The sequence below is a fragment of the Micromonospora kangleipakensis genome, assembly GCF_004217615.1.
Lineage (GTDB): Bacteria > Actinomycetota > Actinomycetes > Mycobacteriales > Micromonosporaceae > Micromonospora > Micromonospora kangleipakensis.
In genome coordinates, this window is record NZ_SHLD01000001.1 from 874,672 (window position 1) to 893,558 (window position 18,887).

At 72.5% G+C, this 18,887-nt stretch carries 18 protein-coding genes and 1 tRNA gene; 13 read left to right on the top strand and 6 right to left on the bottom strand.

What is annotated here, in order from left to right; all coding sequences use genetic code 11:
- The first annotated feature begins 105 nt into the window (after positions 1 to 105).
- Together EV384_RS04230 and EV384_RS04235 are read left to right on the top strand one after the other, a co-directional pair.
- Positions 106 to 789 carry a PASTA domain-containing protein gene (locus EV384_RS04230; protein ID WP_130330309.1) on the top strand — a complete coding sequence of 228 codons (684 nt, stop codon included), beginning with the start codon at positions 106 to 108 and terminating at the stop codon, positions 787 to 789.
- A gap of 100 nt (positions 790 to 889) precedes the next feature.
- A complete protein-coding gene (locus EV384_RS04235; protein ID WP_130330311.1) occupies positions 890 to 1,711 on the top strand; it encodes a PASTA domain-containing protein in 822 nt (273 codons plus the stop codon).
- A gap of 3 nt (positions 1,712 to 1,714) precedes the next feature.
- Here the strand turns inward: EV384_RS04235 and EV384_RS04240 are convergent, their stop codons facing one another.
- Positions 1,715 to 2,158 (bottom strand): hypothetical protein, encoded by a 444-nt coding sequence (locus EV384_RS04240; RefSeq protein ID WP_207232231.1) that lies wholly within the window; start codon positions 2,156 to 2,158, stop codon positions 1,715 to 1,717.
- A gap of 100 nt (positions 2,159 to 2,258) precedes the next feature.
- Positions 2,259 to 2,543: a hypothetical protein gene (locus tag EV384_RS04245; protein WP_130330313.1), complete on the bottom strand. Its 285-nt coding sequence runs from the start codon at positions 2,541 to 2,543 to the stop codon at positions 2,259 to 2,261.
- A gap of 633 nt (positions 2,544 to 3,176) precedes the next feature.
- Here EV384_RS04245 and EV384_RS04250 point away from each other — a divergent pair.
- From EV384_RS04250 to EV384_RS04260, 3 genes are all read left to right on the top strand, one after another.
- On the top strand, positions 3,177 to 4,058 hold the full coding sequence (locus tag EV384_RS04250) for a helix-turn-helix domain-containing protein (protein ID WP_130330315.1): 882 nt from the start codon (positions 3,177 to 3,179) through the stop codon (positions 4,056 to 4,058).
- The gene (locus EV384_RS04255) at positions 4,028 to 4,249 is read left to right on the top strand and encodes a DUF397 domain-containing protein (RefSeq protein WP_130330317.1); all 222 of its coding nucleotides are present in this window, start codon (positions 4,028 to 4,030) and stop codon (positions 4,247 to 4,249) included. The genes EV384_RS04250 and EV384_RS04255 overlap by 31 nt, the downstream gene beginning before the upstream one ends.
- A 172-nt stretch (positions 4,250 to 4,421) precedes the next feature.
- A complete protein-coding gene (locus EV384_RS04260; RefSeq protein WP_130330319.1) occupies positions 4,422 to 4,823 on the top strand; it encodes a hypothetical protein in 402 nt (133 codons plus the stop codon).
- On the opposite strand, the gene EV384_RS04265 is transcribed toward EV384_RS04260, so the two are convergent.
- Positions 4,791 to 5,390 (bottom strand): hypothetical protein, encoded by a 600-nt coding sequence (locus EV384_RS04265; protein ID WP_130330321.1) that lies wholly within the window; start codon positions 5,388 to 5,390, stop codon positions 4,791 to 4,793. The two genes, EV384_RS04260 and EV384_RS04265, sit on opposite strands and share 33 nt — an antisense overlap.
- A 215-nt stretch (positions 5,391 to 5,605) precedes the next feature.
- Between EV384_RS04265 and EV384_RS37010 the strand changes: the two genes are divergently transcribed.
- Positions 5,606 to 7,615 (top strand): S8 family peptidase, encoded by a 2,010-nt coding sequence (locus tag EV384_RS37010; RefSeq protein WP_130330323.1) that lies wholly within the window; start codon positions 5,606 to 5,608, stop codon positions 7,613 to 7,615.
- A gap of 63 nt (positions 7,616 to 7,678) precedes the next feature.
- Here EV384_RS37010 and EV384_RS04275 read toward each other — a convergent pair whose 3' ends face one another.
- The 3 genes from EV384_RS04275 to EV384_RS04285 all read right to left on the bottom strand — a co-directional run bounded on the left by EV384_RS04275 (position 7,679) and on the right by EV384_RS04285 (position 9,748).
- Positions 7,679 to 8,485, bottom strand: a complete 807-nt coding sequence (locus EV384_RS04275) for a WecB/TagA/CpsF family glycosyltransferase (RefSeq protein WP_130330325.1) — start codon at positions 8,483 to 8,485, stop codon at positions 7,679 to 7,681.
- The gene (locus EV384_RS04280; RefSeq protein WP_130330327.1) at positions 8,482 to 9,555 is read right to left on the bottom strand and encodes an NAD-dependent epimerase/dehydratase family protein; all 1,074 of its coding nucleotides are present in this window, start codon (positions 9,553 to 9,555) and stop codon (positions 8,482 to 8,484) included. Before EV384_RS04280 ends, EV384_RS04275 begins: the two co-directional genes overlap by 4 nt.
- Positions 9,556 to 9,662: 107 nt before the next feature.
- Positions 9,663 to 9,748: transfer RNA gene (locus tag EV384_RS04285), tRNA-Leu, on the bottom strand.
- 209 nt (positions 9,749 to 9,957) lie between these two features.
- Here EV384_RS04285 and EV384_RS04290 point away from each other — a divergent pair.
- The 7 genes from EV384_RS04290 to pknB are packed head-to-tail and all read left to right on the top strand — an operon-like array spanning position 9,958 to position 18,833.
- Entirely contained in the window at positions 9,958 to 10,749 is a 792-nt protein-coding gene (locus EV384_RS04290) for an FhaA domain-containing protein (protein WP_130330329.1), read from the top strand.
- Between the two features lie 6 nt (positions 10,750 to 10,755).
- A complete protein-coding gene (locus tag EV384_RS04295; protein ID WP_130330331.1) occupies positions 10,756 to 11,241 on the top strand; it encodes an FHA domain-containing protein FhaB/FipA in 486 nt (161 codons plus the stop codon).
- Positions 11,238 to 12,653: a PP2C family protein-serine/threonine phosphatase gene (locus EV384_RS04300; RefSeq protein WP_130330333.1), complete on the top strand. Its 1,416-nt coding sequence runs from the start codon at positions 11,238 to 11,240 to the stop codon at positions 12,651 to 12,653. Before EV384_RS04295 ends, EV384_RS04300 begins: the two co-directional genes overlap by 4 nt.
- Positions 12,654 to 12,681: 28 nt before the next feature.
- On the top strand, positions 12,682 to 14,169 hold the full coding sequence (locus EV384_RS04305) for an FtsW/RodA/SpoVE family cell cycle protein (RefSeq protein ID WP_130330334.1): 1,488 nt from the start codon (positions 12,682 to 12,684) through the stop codon (positions 14,167 to 14,169).
- The gene (locus EV384_RS04310) at positions 14,166 to 15,680 is read left to right on the top strand and encodes a peptidoglycan D,D-transpeptidase FtsI family protein (RefSeq protein ID WP_130330336.1); all 1,515 of its coding nucleotides are present in this window, start codon (positions 14,166 to 14,168) and stop codon (positions 15,678 to 15,680) included. The genes EV384_RS04305 and EV384_RS04310 overlap by 4 nt, the downstream gene beginning before the upstream one ends.
- 1 nt (position 15,681) lies before the next feature.
- Complete coding sequence (locus tag EV384_RS04315) at positions 15,682 to 17,028, top strand: serine/threonine-protein kinase (RefSeq protein WP_130330338.1); 1,347 nt, start codon at positions 15,682 to 15,684, stop codon at positions 17,026 to 17,028.
- Entirely contained in the window at positions 17,025 to 18,833 is a 1,809-nt protein-coding gene (gene pknB, locus EV384_RS04320) for a Stk1 family PASTA domain-containing Ser/Thr kinase (protein ID WP_130330340.1), read from the top strand. The genes EV384_RS04315 and pknB overlap by 4 nt, the downstream gene beginning before the upstream one ends.
- Positions 18,834 to 18,887 lie beyond the last annotated feature (54 nt).

Here is an 18,887-nt window from a genome sequence, read left to right on the forward strand (position 1 = left end):
GTCCCAGCGTCGGCGCGGCGAGTCGTGGCGGGCGGCCGGGACCGGCTCGCGGCCGGGGGTTTGCTGGCGGCGGCTACGGTCGCCGGTGATGAGGCGGTGGACGCGATGACAAACGGGTACCCGGAGCGGCAGGGCTCACCCGGGCCGGCTGACCAGGGGCCGGACCGGGTCAGGCTGCTGCTCGGCGGCGGCCTCGCGGTGGTGCTGCTGGCCGTGATCGGCGCCAGCGGCGGCTGGATCCTCGCCGGTGGCGACTCCGGTCCGGCCGACCGGCCCGTCGCGGCGGCGACCACCGCGCCGGCCCCGACCGGGGCGACGCCGACCACCGAGGCGCCCCGCAGCACGCCCCCGGTGACCCGGACGACCACCGCGGCCGGCGGGCTGACGGTGCCGGTGCTGGTCGGCGTCGACTTCGAGGACGCCCGCCGGCAGTTGCACGAGCGGAAGCTCGGCTGGCGGCTGGTCTTCGGCGCGGGCGCCGGCCGGAACGTCGAGCGCACCTCGCCGGAGCCCGGTACGCCGGTGCGGCGGGGCGTCACCGTCACCCTCTGGGTGGCCGGGCCGGCGCCGGCCGTGGCCGTACCGGACCTGGTCGGCGACGACTGCGACGACGCCGCGGACGACCTGGTCGAGGCGGGCCTCTACCCGCGCTACCGCACCGGGCGGCGCGGCACCGTCACCGTGCAGGATCCGGCCGCCGGCGCCGCAGCCCGGTGGAACGACCCGGTCGCCCTCGTCTGCGGCGCCCCGCCGTCGACCCCGCCGGCCAGTCCCGCACCGACCCCCTGAGCGACGGCTCGCCGTGCTGATTCCCGCCGATGGCGGTCCGGACCGCTAACTTGGATGATCGAGGGCCAGGGCGCCCGCCCCGGTGGGGAAAGGACGTGCGATGAGCGACGACCGCCAGGAACCACCCGCCGGGGACGACGCCGACGCGACCCGCGCGCTGCCGCCGGACCACGCCGCCGGCGGGACGGACGCCGATGCCACCCGCGCGCTGCCGCCGGACCGCGCCGCCGGTGGGGAGGACGCCGACGCCACGCGGAGGCTGCCACCGACCGGTGACCGGAGCGCGGGGCAGGAGCCCGGGGACACCAGCGCCCGGCAGCAGCCCGTCGACCGGACGGCGCCCATCCCGGCGGCCTGGTCCGGGCGCGCCGGGGTTCCGCCGCCCCGGCCGGTCGGCTACCAGGAGGCCGGCGCCGAGTGGTACACCGAGGAGCAGGCCGGCCGACGCTGGTGGATGCCGATCCTGCTGGGCATCCTCGCCCTGCTGCTGATCGCGCTGATCGGGGTGGGCGTCTGGCTGGCACTGCGGGCGGCGGACCGGGGCCCCGGGCCGTCGCCCTCGCTCACGCCCGCGCCGACCACCGCCCCGGCGACCACCGCCGCGCCGACCTCGGCGGCCCCGAGCACCGAGCCGCCGACCACCCCGCCCACCCCCACCGCCGCGGCCCCGGTGCCGATGCCGCCGCTGGTGGGGCTGCCGGAGGCGGCCGCCCGGGCGGCCCTCGACCGGTTGGGCGTGGACTACCGGGTGGTCAGCCGGACGTCGGACCGACCGGCCGGCACGGTGATCGAGACCGACCCGGCCCCCGGCGAGGCGATCTCCGAGGGTGACCAGGTCACCGTCGTGGTCGCCGAGGCCGCGGCCCCGACGACCGGCGCCGGCACTCCCACGCCCGGCCCCTCGGCCAGCGGAACCCCCTGATCCTCACCACTGCCGTCGTCTGGTGCCGACCAGGCCGAGCCCGGCCAGCGAGATGGCGAGCCCCAGGAGGCCCGAGTAGAACAGTGACCGACTGAGCTCCTCCGCCGGCGTCCGTACGCCGGTCGGGCCGGCCGGCCCCTCGGCCAGCGCGCCCTCCCCGGCCCCGCCGCCGGCCCGGTCGGGGGTCGTGAGCGGCGGCGCGCCGGGTGGGTCGCCGCCGGCCCAGCCGGGCTCGTCCGGCTCGTCGGGCGGTGCGGAGCCCTCCCCGACCACGGTGATCTCCGGAGCCGGTACCGGCTCGCTGAGCTGCTGGGTGGAGGAGAGAGCGGGGTGGTTGGCCACGACCGCGAGCGCGGTCGCGGCGCCAAGGAGCGCGAGGAGCCCGAAGGCGTAACCGACACGGGACCGGTGGTGCCGCCGCGCGGCGGGCAGATTGACCATGGCCATCCCAGGTTCAGGGTCCGGGACGCGCGGGGTGGAGACTTCGCCGGGGTGGGCGTACCGATTCTATGGCGGCGGTACGCCCCCCGACCTGGCAATCGCGGTGTCAGCCCACCTGAACCGGGGTCCGGGCGACCGGGCGCCGGGTGCGTACGGTGTGCGGGCGGGGCGCCGGCGCGGCCTGGACCTGACGCAGCCCCTCCGACTGCACGAAGATCGACCGCCGGTTGACCGCGTCCCCCGCCGCGTTCAACTCGTAGCCGTCGAGCCACAGCCAGCCGTCGTAGGTCGGCCAGTCGAGCACCCGGATCAACCGGAACATGATCGGTCGAAGGAACTGGACACTCGCCGCGCGAGTCACGTGCAGTACGTCACCGGAGCGGGGAAGCACATGGACTCCTGGGAAGAGTCGGCCGGCGGGCGAGCCGGCGGGCGCTGATTCGGGGGACACTTCGGGTCCGGCGACGGGGTCGTGCCTCGTGGACCGGCTGATCACGTTGCGGTGCTGGTCGGGCCGTACCCGCGGTGGCGCGCCGCCACCCGACCATCACCCGGCTGCTCCCGGTTACCGCTCCCACCGCCGCAGCCATCAGGCGTGCAGCGGCGGGGTCTCCACCCCGGGGCAGGTCTCGTTGCCGCAGCTCGGGCCGGCTCACCCTCCGCCGGCCAGCGACCGGCGGGATCACCACGTCGGGAGATCAAGTGGAGACGGTGAGTAACCCGTGCCATACCGACAGAGTGCATCAGCGACGTGCCACATGCAAGTTGCACGTCGACTTTTGCCGATACGGGAGCAGGACACGTGAACGGCATGCTTGATGACCTCGGTACCGGGGCGGCACACTGGACGCCGGTTTCGCCCGTCGCGGCCGGTCGACGACCGGCACCACCCCTGCCGCGAACGATCACCCGCCGTACTACGGTCGCGCCCCCGGCGGGAGTCGAACCGGGCGCGATCGACCGGAGGTGGCCGGGTGAGCGCGAGGGGCCGGGGTTCCCGCACCACGACCCGCGGGGCGGCGTCGTGAGCGAGCGGCGCAGCCCCACCATCCGGCGTCGTCGCCTGGGGGCGGAACTCCGCCGCCAGCGGGAGGCCGCCGGCATCACCATCGAGACGGTCGCCGAGCAGCTCGAGTGTTCGGCCTCCAAGATCTCCCGCATCGAGACCGGCCACACCAGCGCCACCCCGCGCGACGTCCGGGACATGCTCCGGATCTACGGGGTGGTGGGCGCCGAGAGTGACGAGCTGGTGCAGATCGCCCGGGAGGCCCGGCAGAAGGGCTGGTGGCATCCGTACAGCACGGTGCTGGTCGGGGCGTACGTGGGGCTGGAGGCGGCGGCCAGCTCGATCCGGGCGTACGAGCAGCAGGTGGTGCCGGGCCTGCTGGAGACCGAGGAGTACGCGGGGGCGATGATCCGGGCCGCCCGGCCCGACTTCACCCCCGACCAGGTCCACCAGCGGGTGCGTGTCCGTCTGGGCCGTCAGTCGTTGTTGACGCAGGACGATCCGGTCGATCTGTGGGTGGTGCTCGATGAGGCGGTGCTGAGCCGGCCGGTGGGCGGCGACGCGGTGATGCGTGGCCAGCTCAAGCGGCTGGTGGAGGTGGCCGAACTGCCGAACGTGACGTTGCAGGTCCTGCCCTTCGAGGTGGGCGCGCACGCCGGCATGGACGGGACCTTCACGATCCTCAGCTTCCCCGAACCGAGTGATCCCGATGTCGTGTACGCGGAGAACGCCACGGGTGGGCTCTTCCTCGAGAAGAGCGACGAACTGCAGAAGTACAGCTTCATCTTCGATCACATTCGAGCCGCGGCCATACGCCCGGAGGAATCCATCGCACACATCGCAAAACTGGCAGAGGAGCCACTGTGGAAATGGCGACCAAGGAGTTCCCCGTGGACCTGACGCAGGCAACCTGGTTCAAGAGCTCCAAGAGCGGACCGAACTGTGACAACTGCGTTGAGGTCGCGTACGTGACCGGGGCGGTCGGCGTCCGGGACTCGAAGGACAAGACGGGCCCGGCCCTGGTCTTCGCCCCGGGTGACTGGCACGCCTTCGTCGCCGGTGCCAGGGACGGTGTGTTCGCCCGGGCCTGACCCGGCGACCCGGACTTGGAAGCGTGGTCCCGCCCGGCAGCGTGGCCGGGCGGGCCCATTCCGTCCATTCCGGCCAGCCCACGCGGGGCCGGCGCGCGGGTCACCCGTCGCCACTTCCGCTCCGCCTCGTTGAACCGCACAGATCGGCAACCGAGCGAGGCAGGCGAGACGGATGACGACGATCGGTTCAGATAACCTCACCAACGGCCCGGGCAAGCCGGAGCGGTTCGGCGGCAAGTACCGCGGCGCCCGCCGGGACACCGTGCTCACCGAGGTGGTCTCCGCCGACAGCGAGATCGGCGGCCGGGACGACGCCCCGCCGGAGCAGGCCGGTCCGCCGCTGTCCCTGCCGTCGCTGGACCCGAACCCGCTCACCGAGCCGTCGTTCCCGCCGGCCGGCTGGCCACTGGAGCCCACCGAGTCCCTGGTGGACCATCCGCTGCTGCGCGGCCTGCTGATGGAGCTGCCGCCGAGGGGCAGCGTCCCGCCGCCCGGCTGGCTGGACCGCTGGTTCGAGGCGACCCGGGCGATCCTCGAACTGCTATACGTGCAGGGGACCGGCCGCCCGCGGTGAGCTGACGGCCGCCGGCATCGCCCGCTCGGCGAGCCGGTTGTGCCGCAGCGCGTGGCGTACCCCGATCGCGGCGATCCCCAGGGTGCCGACGGTGACCGCGGCCCCGGTCGCGCCGTCTCCGGTGAACAGGTCGAGTCCCGCGGCCGAGACCACGGCCGGGACGGCCGCCAGCGCGGTGACCTGCAACGGCAGCCCGATGAGCGGGTGCGCCGAGGCGGCCCGCAGGCCGTGCGGGGCCGGGGTCTCCGGCGCCCGGGCGAACGCCCCGGCGCCGGCCCGCAGCCGCCGGACCCGCCGGACCGTGCAGACCGCGACCACCAGCGCCGGGACCGCCGCGAGGGCGAGGCCGGGGGCGGCCCGGTCGACCGGCGTGCCGCCCGCGCTCTGCAGGCCGGTGAGCAGCACCGCGGCGGTCAGCGCGAGGCCGGTGAGGATCAGGGCGGACAACCATCCGGTACGCCGGCGGAGGGCGCGGGCGTGGTCCAGCCGGGGCAGTCCGTCCGCGACGACGGCGGCGGCCACCCAGACGGCGGCGACCGGGAGCAGCACGGCGAGATGGTCCTCCATGACGCCAGCCTTGCCCAGTTCGACGTTCGCCGAATCCGGGCCGGTCCCGGGTTCGCCCCCTACGTCAGCCCGTAGGGGCCATCCCACCGGTGATATGGAAACTTCGGCATGTCCCACCTTCCTCCCGCTGCTCTAATCTCAGCTTGATCGGTCATCGTCGATCTGCCTGCCTCACCGGGCGGACGATCGTGTGCCGGTCGGAGGGAGGTAGGGAGATGGGTCTCCCACACAGGTCCGTACTCGTCGGCGTGGCCACCCTGACGATGCTCGCGGCGGCCAGCCCCGCGCTGGCCGCCGAACCGACCGGCGTGATCCGGGCCGCCGGCGGCACCACCGCGGTGGCCGACAGCTACATCGTCGTGCTGAAGGACAGTGCCGTCGCCCCCAGCCGGGTCGCCGACACCGCGCGGCGGCTGACCGCCCGGCACGGCGGCAGCGTCGCTCGCACCTGGCGCGCCGCGCTGCGCGGCTTCGAGATCCGGGTCGGCGCGCCGGCCGCCGCCCGGATCGCCGCCGACCCCGCCGTCGCGTTCGTCGAGCAGAATCACACCGTTACGATCTCCGGCACCCAGACCAACCCGCCGTCCTGGGGCCTGGACCGGATCGACCAGCGCAACCTGCCGCTGAACAGCTCGTACACCTACCCGAACACGGCGAGCAACGTGCGCGCCTACATCATCGACACCGGCGTGCTGTTCGGGCACAACGACTTCGGCGGCCGGGCGGTCTCCGGCTTCGACGCCGTGGACGGCGGCTCCGCCGACGACTGCAACGGCCACGGCACGCACGTCGCGGGCACCGTGGGCGGCTCCTCGTACGGGGTGGCCAAGGGCGTGCAGATCGTCGGCGTCCGGGTGCTCAACTGCCAGGGCAGCGGCACCAACGCCCAAGTGGTGTCCGGTATCGACTGGGTCACCGCGAACGCGGTCAAGCCGGCGGTGGTGAACATGAGCCTCGGTGGCTCCGCCAACAGCTCGATCGACACCGCGGTCACCAACTCCATCAACTCCGGCATCACCTACGCGGTGGCGGCCGGCAACGGCGACATCTTCGGCAACCGGCAGAACGCCTGCAACTACTCCCCAGCCCGGGTCGCGTCGGCGATCACCGTCGGCGCCACGCAGAACAACGACGCCGCCGCGAGCTTCTCCAACTACGGCACCTGCGTCGACATCCTGGCGCCGGGCGTCAACATCACCTCCGCCTGGTACACCGGCAACAGCGCGACGAACACCATCAGCGGCACGTCGATGGCGTCGCCGCACGTCGCCGGCGCCGCGGCGCTCGTGCTCTCGACGAACCCGTCATGGAGCCCGCAGCAGGTGCGGGACAGCCTGGTCAACAACGCCACCCCGAACGTGGTGACCAACGTGGGCACCGGCACCCCGAACCGGCTGCTCTACGTGGTCAACGGCAGCACCCCGCCGCCGACCAACGACTTCTCCGTCTCGGTGTCGCCCACCTCCGGCTCCACCGCCCCCGGCGGCTCGGTGAGCGCCACCGTCGCCACGGCCACCACCAGCGGCTCGGCCCAGTCGGTCAGCCTCTCGGCCAGCGGCCTGCCGGCCGGCGCCACCGCCTCGTTCAACCCGGCGACGGTGACCTCCGGCGGCTCGTCCAGCCTCACCATCACCACTTCGGCAAGCACCCCGGCCGGCACGTACGCCGTGACCATCAGTGGCACGGCGGCCTCGGGGACGAAGACGGCGACGTACTCGCTCACCGTGACCGGCACCGGTGGCTGCACCGGCGCCGGTCAAAAGCTGGCCAACCCGGGCTTCGAGTCCGGTAACACCGGGTGGACCGCCACCTCCGGCGTGATCGGCCAGCACGGCGCGTCCGGCCAGCCGCCCCGCTCCGGCACCTGGAACGCCTGGCTGGACGGCTACGGCAGCTCGCACACCGACACGCTGGCCCAGTCGGTCGCCCTGCCGGCCGGCTGCTCGTCGTACAGCCTGAGCTTCTGGCTGCACATCGACACCGCCGAGACCACCACCAGCACGGCGTACGACACGCTGCGGGTGCAGGTGCTCAACAGCAGCGGTTCGGTGCTGGCGACGCTCGCCACCTACTCGAACCTGAACAAGAACACCGGCTACGCGCAGCGGTCGTTCAACCTGGGCGCCTACGCCGGGCAGACGTTACAGATCAAGTTCATCGGGGTGGAGGACTGGTCCCTGCAGACCTCGTTCGTCATCGACGACACCGCGCTGAACGTCTCCTGAACCAACCTTCCCACCGGCGTCCGGCGGTCACCTCCACGGTGGCCGCCGGGCGTCGTTCCGGGGTCAGACCGCGAAGCCGGCGGGGCGCTCGGTGGCCGGAGCCGGCGGGGTGGCCTTCCACAGGCCGGTCTTCTGCGCCGCCAGGCGGGCCAGGTAGGCCGGGTTGAGGATGACGTACCGCCGCCAGAGCCGCTTCGGCTCCAGGCCGAGCCGCCAGAACCACTCCAGCCCGGCGCGCTGCATCCACGGCGGCGGATTGCGCAGCAGGCCGGCGTGGTAGTCGAAGGCCGCGCCGACCGCCATCAGCGGCATGTCCAGCAGCGGTCGCATGGCGTACGCGAAGACCTCCTGCCGGGGGCAGCCGAGCCCGACCAGGACGAGCCGGGAACCGCTGGCCCTGATCCGGTCGGCGATCTCGACATCCTCGCCGGGCTGCACCTGGCGGAACTTCGACGGCTCGACGCCGGCGATCTTCAGCGCCGGGAACTTCTCCTCCAGCGCCGGGATCAGCCGCGCCAGGGTCTCCTCGGTGGAGCCGTACAGGTAGACCGGCAGCCCCTCGTCGGCGAAACGGGCGAGCACCCTGAGGGTGAGCTCCGGCCCGTACACCCGGTCGGTGAGACCCGCGCCGTGCAGCAGGTTGAGCGCCCAGCGGACCGGCTGGCCGTCCGGCGTGACCACGTCGAACGAGTTGAGCCGGGCGTTGTGCGCCGGGTCGAGCACCCCGGTCATCACCCCGTGCACGGCCAGCGCGGTCAGCGCCATCGGCCGGCGCTCCCGCGCCGCGGTGACGACCGCCTCGGTGGCCGCGGCGTAGTCGGTCGCGTCGACGAGCACGCCGAGCACGTTCCGCTTGGTGCTGGTGGTCATGCCTGCGGCACCCACTTGTCCACGTTGGCCTCGTAGATCTCCCGCATGATCATCGGCACGTCGTAGACCTGCTTCCAGTCCGGGTAGTCGGCCTGGAACGCCTCGTTCGAGCCGATCCACCACTTGTGGTCGCCGATCCGGTTCGCCTCGACGTACTCCGTGATCATCTCGTGGCCGGTGATCTGCCCGGCCAGCGCGAACGCCTCCCGGTTGGAGGTGTTGGAGTGCCGGCCGCCGCCCAGGTTGTAGACCGCCGCCGAGCGCGGGTTGCGGAAGAACGCCTCGAACGCGGAGACCACGTCCGAGCTGTGGATGGCGTCCCGGACCTGCTTGCCCTGGTAGCCGAAGATCTTGTACGTCCGGCGCTCCATGTTCGCCCGCATCACGTACCCGAGGAAGCCGTGCAGCTCCGTGGCCGAGTGCGCCGGGCCGGTCAGCGTGCCGCCCCGGAAGCAGGCGGTCTTCATGCCGAAGTAGCGGCCATACTCCTGGACCATCACGTCGGCCGCGACCTTCGAGGCGCCGAAGACCGAGTGCAGGCAGGCGTCGATCGACATGTCCTCGCGGATGCCCTGCTCGTACGGGTGCCCCGGCTCGATCTCCCAGCGCGTCTCCAGCTCGACCAGCGGGAGGCTGTTCGGCCGGTCGCCGTAGACCTTGTTGGTCGAGCAGTGGATCACCGGTGCCTCGATGCAGTGCTCGCGGACGTTCTGCAGCACGTTGAGGGTGCCGCCGGCGTTCACGTCGAAGTCGGTGAACGGGTCCCGGACGGCCCAGTCGTGCGACGGCTGCGCGGCGGTGTGGATCACCACGGCGATGTCCCGGCCGTACCGGGCGAAGAGCTTCGCCAGCGCGTCCCGGTCCCGGATGTCGATGCTGTGGTGCGAGTACGCCGAGCGCAGCTCGTCGGTCAGCCGGCGGACGTTCCAGGCGGTCGACGCCTCGGCGCCGAAGAACTCCTGACGCATGTCGTTGTCGATGCCGACCACGTCGAGACCGAGGCCGGCGAAGTGCCGGACCGCCTCGGAGCCGATGAGACCGCCCGAACCGGTCACCAACGCGACACTCACACGCCACTCCTGGTCAGTAGGAGGCAGGGAAACCATCGGAGCATAGCGTGACGTCCGCCACGCCCCGATACGGCGCGAGGGCCCCGCAGCCTGCGGAGCCCTCGTGATGGTGGGGAAGGGGGGAGTTGAACCCCCACGTCCTTTCGGACACACGGACCTGAACCGTGCGCGTCTGCCATTCCGCCACTTCCCCGTGGCTTCACCTGCAACACCGTATCTCATCGCGGTCCCGCCGCCTGCGGCAGGTGCCCGAACATATTACGCTGTCACCGGTCATCGCCACGAGCGGTCACCGCTCGTGGCGGACGAAACTGTAGCACGACCCGAGGGGTCCGTTCGAACGGACCGTCGGCGGCCGGCCGAGCGGCATGTGAGCTGCGAGGGCGGTGTCCAGATACCATCATTGCCTCGGGACCCGAGGAGGAGCCGGTGAGCGTGCTGCAACGCTTCGAGAAGCGTCTGGAAGGCCTGGTCGAGGGGGCCTTCGCCAAGGTCTTCAAGGGGGTTGTCCACCCCGTGGAGATCCTCAACGCCATGCAGCGGGAGGCTGAGGCGCACAAGGCGATCCTGGCCGGTGGGCGCACGCTGGTGCCCAACCGCTACGTGATCGATCTCTCGCCCTACGACCACAGCAGGCTGGCGCCGTACGCCGCCGCGCTGGCCCAGGAGCTGGCCCAGTCGCAGGCGGAGTTCATCGGCGAGCAGGCCTGGACGGTCTACGGCGACGTGATCGTCGAGATCGAGCGCGGCGAGGGGCTGGACACCGGCATGTTCCGGGTCACCGCCGAGGTCTACACCGGCGGCGACGTCGCCCCGGTCTCCGCGCCCGGCGGCTACGACGCCGGCCCGCCGGCGTACCCGGCGTACGAGCAGGGCGGCGGCTACGGCCCCCCGCCCGGCCAGGGCGGCGGCCGCAACGTGCGGCTGGTCTCCGGCGACGGTCGCACCTACCCGCTCCAGATGGGCTCGACGGTGATCGGCCGCGGCGACCAGGCCAACCTGCGCCTGCCCGACGTCGGGATCTCCCGGCGACACGCCCGGCTGGACTTCGACGGCGGCCAGGTCGTGCTGACCGACCTCGGCTCCACCAACGGCACGATGGTCAACGGCCAGCGCGTCTCCGCCGTCGCCCTCAACCCCGGCGACATGATCCAGCTCGGCACGACCACCCTGACCTTCCGCGTGGACGGCTGACCCGCCTTGCCGGAACTCGTCATCACCGTCGCCCGGTTCGGGTTCCTCATCCTGCTGTGGATCTTCGTGTTCACGGTGGTCGGCGTCATCCGCCGGGACCTCTTCGCCGGGGCCCGATCGGGTCGGTTGGTGGCCGCGCCGCGCGCGGTCGGCGCCCCGACCGGTCAGGCGGCGAAGCCGGCGAAGGTGAAGCGGGGCAGGGCCGCCCACCAGCTCGTGGTCACCGCCGGCCAGCTGGCCGGCACCCGGATCACCCTCGGCGAAGCCCAGATCACCATCGGGCGCGCCGAGGACTCCACTCTGGTGATCACCGATGACTACGCGTCAGCGCGGCACGCCCGGCTCGTGCCGCGCGACGGGCAGTGGTTCGTCGAGGATCTCGGCTCGACTAACGGCACCTATCTGGATCGCGCTAAGGTCACCGGACCAACCCCCGTCCCCCTCGGCGTGCCGATCCGGATCGGCCGCACTTCTCTCGAATTACGGCCATGACTCTGACCCTGCGCTATGCGGCCCACAGCGACCGCGGTCTGATCCGAGACGGTAACCAGGATTCCGTCTACGCCGGGCCGCGGCTTCTCGCCGTCGCCGACGGCATGGGCGGTATGGCCGCCGGTGACGTCGCCAGCAACATCGTCATCGGTGCCATGGCGCCCCTCGACGAGGACGTCCCAGGGGACGCCCTCGTCGACGCGTTGCGTTCGGCCGTCGGCACCGCCAACCAACAACTCCGCGACACCGTGGACGCCAACCCGCAGCTGGAGGGGATGGGCACCACGCTCACCGCCACCCTCTTCTCGGGCAGCAAGCTCGGCATGGTCCACATCGGTGACTCGCGGGCCTACCTCCTGCGCAACGGCGAGTTCGCGCAGATCACCAAGGACGACACGTACGTCCAGATGCTCGTCGACGAGGGTCGGATCAGCGCGGAGGAGGCGAGCAGCCACCCCCAGCGCTCGCTGCTCACCCGTGCGCTGGACGGCCGCGACATCGACCCGGAGTACAGCGTCCGCCAGGTCCTGCCGGGCGACCGCTACCTGATCTGCAGCGACGGGCTCTCCGGTGTGGTCAGCGCGGACACCATCGCCGACACCATGCGGGAGTACACCGACCCGCAGCAGTGCGTCGAGCGCCTGGTGCAGCTCGCGCTGCGAGGCGGCGGCCCGGACAACGTCACGGTGATCATCGCCGACGCCACCGACCAGGACATCGTCGAGGCCTCCCCGATCGTCGGCGGCGCCGCCGCCCGGGACCGTGGCATGGCCACCTCGGCCGACGTCTCCACCCCGGCGGCCCGTGCCTCGGCCCTGTCGGCCCCGCGCCCGCCGGCCCCGGAGGAGCCGGCGGACAACCGGGACGACGAGTCGGAGCGGCGCGGGCACCACCCGCTGCGCAGCGCGGCGATGCTGCTGGCGCTGCTGGTCATCCTCGGCGGCGGCCTCTTCGCCGGGTGGAGCTACACCCAGCGGCAGTACTACGTCGGCACCACCGAGCAGGGTCAGCTCGCCGTCTTCCGCGGCGTGCCGGGCCAGATCGCCGGCCTTGACCTGTCCAGCGTGCACTCCACCAGCGGAGCCAAGCTGGACGACCTCACGCTGGCCGCGCAGGAGCAGGTCAAGCAGGGCATCCAGGCCAAGAGCGAGCCGGACGCGCAGCGCCGGCTGGCCGAGCTGACCAGCGACGACCCGGCGAACCCGAACCTGAAGCCGATCTGCCCGCCGAGCCCGACGGCCGCCGCGGTCAGCCCGACGCCGGCCGTCACCGCCTCCGCGGTGGCCCCGGCCGTCAGCGCCAGCGGTCGGCCGCCGGTCACCGCCACCCCCGCGCCGACCACCACACCCGACGCCGTCCCCTCCGACACCGTTCCGCCGGTCGACCCGGCGGGCTGCCGGTCGCCGGAGTGAGCGTCGGCTCGACACCGAGGACCCATCCGTGACCGCAGCGGCCGTACCGGCAGCCTCGCCCGCCTCGACGGGCGAGGCTGCCGGCGTACGCCTGGCCCGGTCCCGCCGCAACGCCGAGCTGTCGCTGCTCCTGCTCGCCATGGTCCTGGTGGCGGCGTACGCGGCGACGGTCGAGGCGAACGTGCTGGACACGGTCACCCCGGACTTCTGGATGCCGGCGGCCGCGCTGGGGCTGGTCTTCCTCGGCCTGCACCTGGTGATCCGGTGGCTGGCGCCGTTCGCCGACCCGGCGCTGCTGCCGGCGGTCGCCCTGCTCAACGGCATCGGCGTGGGCTTCCTGCGCCGGTACGACCTGGCCAAGGCGGTCCCGGCGGACCGGGAGACGCTGGCGATCTTCGCCGGTACGGGCGGCCGGCAGCTCGCCTGGACGCTGGGCGCGGTGATCCTCGCCGCCGGGCTGCTCGCCATCATGCGGGACCACCGCTCGCTCTCCCGGTACGCGTACACCCTGGGGCTGGCCGGCATCGTGCTGGTGATGATCCCGGCGGTGCTGCCGGCCCGGTTCTCCGAGATCAACAACGCCAAGCTGTGGATCCGGATCGGCGGCTTCTCGATCCAGCCGGGTGAGTTCGCCAAGCTCGCCCTGCTCGCCTTCTTCGCCTACTACCTGGTCCGCAAGCGTGAGGTGCTGTCGCTGGCCAGCCGGCGGGTGCTCGGCATCGACTTCCCGCGCGGGCGCGACCTCGGTCCGGTCCTCGTGGTCTGGATCATCAGCCTGCTGGTCCTGGTCTTCGAGAAGGACCTGGGCACCTCGCTGCTCTACTTCGGCATGTTCGTGGTGACGCTCTACATCGCCACCGAACGGGTCAGCTGGCTGCTCATCGGTCTGATCCTCTTCTTCGGCGGCGCCTACCTGGCGTACCTCCTGGGCAGCACGGTCGGCGGTCCGTTCCTCAACTTCTACGACCGGGCGCAGATCTGGCTGGACCCGTTCGCCGAGCCGTACGACCGGGGCTACCAGATCGTCCAGGGTCTGCTCACCCTCGGCACCGGTGGCCTCTTCGGTGCCGGCCCGGGCGGCGGCCAGCCGACCCTGCTGCCCGAGGTGCAGACCGACTTCATCTTCGCCGGCATCGGCGAGGAGATCGGGCTCTTCGGCCTCTCCGCGCTGCTCGTGGTCTACCTGCTGGTCGTCGAGCGGGGCCTGCGGGCGGCGCTGGCCGTACGGGACTCGTTCGGCAAGCTGCTCGCCGGCGGTCTCGCCTTCACCCTGGGCCTCCAGGTCTTCGTGATCGTCGGCGGGATCAGCAAGCTCATCCCGCTGACCGGCCAGACCACCCCGTTCCTCTCCGCCGGCGGCTCGTCGCTGATGGCGAACTGGCTGCTCATCGCGGTGCTGCTCCGGGTCTCCGACGGGGCCCGCCGGCCGATGACCGGGGGTGGCCCGGCGGCCCGGCCGTCCGGCGGTGCGCCGGAGCAGCTGCACGGGGCTCAGACGGAGGTGATCCGGCCGTGAACGCACCCCTGCGCCGCGTCGGCGTGGTCGTCATGATCCTCTTCGGCCTGCTCTTCGCGAACCTCAACTGGATCCAGGCCTACAAGGCCGACGAGTACCGCAACAGCGACTACAACGGCCGGGTCCAGGTGGCCGAGTACGAGCGCAAGCGCGGCAACATCGAGGTCGGCGGCACCGCGGTCGCGCTCAGCAAGGAGACCGGCGGCAAGCTGAAGTTCCGGCGCACCTACCCGGGCGAGGAGACGTACGCGCACGTGCTCGGCTACAAGCCGGTCAACCTCGCGGAGACCGGCATCGAGCGCACCGAGAACGACTTCCTCGCCGGCACCAGCGACCAGCTGATCGCCAACCGGGTGAAGGACATGTTCACCGGGGACGAGACCGGTGGCGGCAACGTGCTGCTCACCCTCTCCAAGCGGGCCCAGGACACGGCGTTCAAGCAGCTCCAGGACAACCAGGTCGGGGCGAAGCGGGGCGCGGCCATCGCGATCGACCCGCGGACCGGTGCCGTGCAGGCCCTGGTCTCCATGCCCAGCTTCGACCCGAACCCGCTGGCCAGCCACGACACCAACGAGGCGACGGCGGCGCACAACGAGCTGGAGAAGGACCCGGACCGGCCGCTGGCCAACCGGGCGCTGTCGGAGACGCTGCCGCCCGGCTCCACCTTCAAGATCGTGGTGGCGGCGGCGGCGCTGGAGAGCGGGATCGGCCAGAGCACCGAGATCCCGGCCGGGACGAGCTACACCCCGCCGACCTCGGGCCAGCCGATCCGCAACGCCGCGCCCTCGATCTGCCCCGGGCCGCCCGGCACCACCGTGACGCTGAAGGAGGCGGTCACCGAGTCCTGCAACACCGGCTTCGCCCAGCTCGGCGTCAAGCTCGGCGCCGACAAGCTGAAGGAGAAGGCCCGCCAGTTCGGCTTCGAGCAGGAGGACCTCACCGTCGGGCAGCTCGGCGAGGGCGGCCTCGGCGTGGCGGCCAGCCGGACCGGGGACATGGAGGCCCCGGGCGGGGCCACCGATCCGGCCGCCCTGGCCCAGTCCTCCATCGGGCAGCGGGACGTGCGGATGACCCCCCTCCAGGGCGCGCTGATCGCCGGGGCGGTCGCCAACGGCGGCAGCCAGATGCGGCCGTACCTGGTCAAGCAGCTGCTCGCCCCGGACCGCACCACCAGCTACTACACCGCCAAGCCGCGGGAGCTGCGGCGGCCGGTGAGCGGCCAGGTCGCCAGCGACCTGAGGGACATGATGGTCAGCGTGGTCGAGAGCGGCACCGGCCGGAAGGCGGCGTTCTCCGGCTACACGGTCGGCGGCAAGACCGGCACCGCCCAGTCCGGGCCGAACACCCCCGACCACGGTTGGTTCATCGGCTTCGCCCTCGACAAGAACGGCACCCCGGTCTCCGCGGTCTGCGTGGAGCTGGAGCAGGCCGGCAGCGGCGGCAGCGCCGAGGCGGCCCGGATCGCCGGCAGGATCATGCAGGCGGCCATCGCCGACTCCGGGGGCCGCTGACATGCTCAGCCCCGGCGTCCAGCTCGGCAACCGCTACCGCCTCGACGAGCGGATCGCCAGCGGTGGCATGGGCGACGTCTGGCGCGGCACCGACCAGGTGCTGGGCCGTACGGTCGCGGTGAAGAGCCTGCTCCCGGCGCTGCTCGACGATCCGGGCTTCGCCGAGCGGTTCCGCGGCGAGGCGCGCACCATGGCCACCATCAACCACCCCGGCGTGGTCGACGTCTACGACTTCGGCAGCGACCAGCACATCGCCTTCCTGGTGATGGAGTACGTCGAGGGCGACGCCCTCTCCGCCACGCTGAGCCGGGTCGGCCGGCTCACCCCGGCCCGGACGATGGCCCTGCTGGCCCAGGCCGCCGACGCGCTGCACGCCGCGCACGAGAAGGGCATCGTGCACCGCGATGTGAAGCCCGGCAACCTGCTGGTCCGGCCGAACGGCACGCTGGTGCTCACCGACTTCGGCATCGCCCGCTCCGACCTGGTCGGCCAGCTCACCGCGGCCGGCTCGGTGCTCGGCACGGCCTCCTACATCTCGCCCGAGCAGGCCACCGGCGCGGTCGCCACCCCCGCCTCCGACGTGTACGCGCTCGGCGTGGTCGCGTACCAGTGCCTCGCCGGTCGGCGTCCCTTCGAGGGGGACAATCCGCTCGAGATCGCCATGAAGCACGTCCGCGAAGCGCCCCGACCGCTGCCCAACGACATCCCGCCGCAGGTCAAGGCGATCGTGGAGCGGGCCCTGGCGAAGGATCCGGCGGCCCGCTGGCCGAGCGCCGCCGCGCTGGCCGGGGTAGCCCGCCAGGCCAAGCTGGCGCTGTCGCAGCAGGCGCGGACCGGTGCTCACCCGGGCCCGATCTCCGGCGTACCGGCGTCGCCGGCCGGGCCGTCGGCCCGCGCCCAGGTCCCCACCGCGTCCCGGCAGCAGCCGCGTCCGTCCGCGGTCGCGCCGCGTCCGCCGGTCGCGTCCCGGCCGCCGGTGGCGGCGCCGGTCGCCCCGCGTGGGGCGGCGCCGGTTCCGCCGCCCCGCCAGCACAATCCCCCGGGGTACGCCCGGCCGCCGGTCGCCCCGGCTGCGCCGCTGCCGGCGCCCCGCCGATCCCGGGCCGGCCTGTGGTGGGCCGCCATCCTGGTGGCCGTGCTGGTCCTGCTCTGCTCCGGCGTGATTTCCTACAACTGGAACAGCGCGGCGTCCGGTGACACCGGCGCGCTCGTTCCGATGAGCGTGACCTCCGGCGCGGTGCGGGCCCACGGAGCCGACGATCCGGTCGGGACGTCGTACCGTCGTGGGGTACGGCTCCAGCCCGGTGGCGGCGAGACGACGACGAGCGAAGGACGAGAGACGCGATGACAGCGCAGGCCCGCCTGCTCGGTGGCAGGTACCAGGTCGGCGAGCTGCTCGGCTACGGCGGCATGGCGGAGGTGCACCGCGGTCGCGATCTCCGGCTCGGTCGGGATGTCGCGATCAAGATGCTCCGGGCCGACCTCGCCCGGGACGCCACCTTCCAGATGCGGTTCCGCCGGGAGGCGCAGAACGCCGCCTCGCTCAACCACCCGGCCATCGTCGCCGTGTACGACACCGGCGAGGAGACCGCGCCGACCGGCGAGACGCTGCCGTTCATCGTGATGGAGTTCGTCAACGGACGGACCCTCAAGGAGGTCCTCGGCGTCGAGGGGCGGCTCCAGCCGCGCCGGGCGCTGGAGATCTGCGCCGACATGTGCGCGGCGCTGGAGTTCAGCCACCGGCACGGCATCATCCACCGGGACATCAAGCCCGGCAACGTGATGCTCACCCAGACCGGCCAGGTCAAGGTGATGGACTTCGGCATCGCCCGCGCGCTGGCCAGCGGCGTCACCACGATGACCCAGACCAGCGCGGTCATCGGCACCGCGCAGTACCTTTCGCCCGAGCAGGCGCGCGGCGAGGCGGTCGACGCCCGCTCCGACGTGTACGCCGCCGGCTGCGTTCTCTTCGAACTGCTCTGCGGGCACCCGCCGTTCGTCGGGGACAGCCCGGTCAGCGTCGCGTACCAGCACGTCCGGGAGGCGCCGCCCACCCCGAGCGACATCAACCCGGACGTCAACCCGGCCGTCGACGCGATCGTGCTGAAAGCGCTGTCGAAGAACCCGCTCAACCGCTACCAGAGCGCCGGCGAGATGCGGGCCGACCTGCTGCGGGCGGCCGCCGGCCGGCCGGTGATGGCCACCCCGGTGCTGCGCGAGGACGAGACCGCCCCGATGGCCCCGGCCGCGGCGGGCTACCAGACCCAGGTGATGGGACCGCAGACCCGGCAGGTCCCGGCCCGGGTCGGCGACGCGGGGAAGCGCAAGAGCTCCTCCTGGGTGATCGCCACCTTCGCCGCCCTCGGCGTGCTCGCGGTGATCGCCCTGGCCACCGCCCTCTGGCTCAACCAGAACGGCACCGACAAGGTCGCCGTCCCGAACCTCAAGGGCATGGACCAGGCCACCGCCATTACGCAGATCCAGCAGGCGGGCCTGAGACCGCAGCTCGGCGAAGCGGTGCTCAACAACACCTGCGAGAAGGGCAAGGTTGTCGAGCAGCGCCCGCCGGCCAACACCCAGCTGGAGAAGACCCGGGACGTGACCATCCAGGTCTGCGGCGGCAAGAAGGACGTCACTATCCCTCCTGGCCTGCAAGGCTCCCAGTTCACGAACGTCAAGGCGCAGCTTGAGGGTCTGGGCCTCAAGGTCGACGACAGCCGGGTCGACAACGGTCTGCCGGAGGGGACGGTCGTCACGGTCGACCCGAAGGAAGGTAGCCTGGTGGCCCCCAGCAGCACCGTCAAGGTGACGGTGTCCCGGGGCAACGTCAACGAGGTGCCCAACGTCCGCGGCTACACCAAGGATCTGGCCATCCAGCGGCTGAAGGATTCCGGCTACGAGGTGCGGGTCCGGGACGGCGTCGAGGTGCCGGCGGACCAGGCCGGCAAGGTGAGCGACCAGAGCCCGAACGCCGGCCAGAAGCTGGCGAAGGGTAAGACGGTCACCATCTACGTGGACATTCCGCTGCCCGAGGTGACCGAGAGCCCCACCCCGACCCCGACCCCGACCCCCACCGGGACGCCCACCGCCCCCGGCGGGGGTGGCGGCCTGCCCGTCCCCACCTCGCCACCCGCGCGGCTTTCCGCCGAGTGACACCGAAGGGCCCTGACGTCGTACGCCGGGGCCCTGCTGGTGTTCGCTGAATGT